The sequence below is a fragment of the Neisseria sp. P0009.S007 genome, from assembly GCF_051962515.1.
On the sequence record NZ_JBQCVF010000890.1, the window covers coordinates 1 to 447 of the forward strand.

Here is a 447-nt window from a genome sequence, read left to right on the forward strand (position 1 = left end):
TTAACGTATCATTTGCCCATCAGACATTTTAAAAGGAAGCAATTATGCTGCAACGGACTTTAGCCAAATCAGTAAGCGTTACCGGCGTTGGCCTGCATTCAGGCGAAAGGGTCGCTCTGACTTTGCATCCTGCTGAAGAAAACAGCGGTATTTCGTTCCGCCGTACTGATTTAAGTGGAGAAATGGGCGAAGTAATCAAATTGAATCCTTATTTGATTAACGATACCCGCCTCTCTTCAACCATTGTTACCGATAAAGGCGTGCGCATCGGCACGATTGAACACATTATGTCGGCACTGTCTGCCTACGGCATCGACAATGCCTTGATTGAATTGAACGCACCTGAAATTCCGATTATGGACGGATCCAGCCTGCCGTTTATTTACCTTTTACAAGTTGCAGGCGTGGTGGATCAAAAAGCCCAAAAACGTTTTTTGAGAATCCTCA

General features: G+C 45.0%; 1 protein-coding gene. It reads left to right on the forward strand.

Translation table 11 applies throughout. The annotated features are described in order from the left end of the window. Positions 1-44: 44 nt before the first annotated feature. Positions 45-447 (forward strand): UDP-3-O-acyl-N-acetylglucosamine deacetylase (locus tag ACTHS3_RS16960; protein WP_440368635.1); only part of this gene is annotated, 403 nt, incomplete at its 3' end.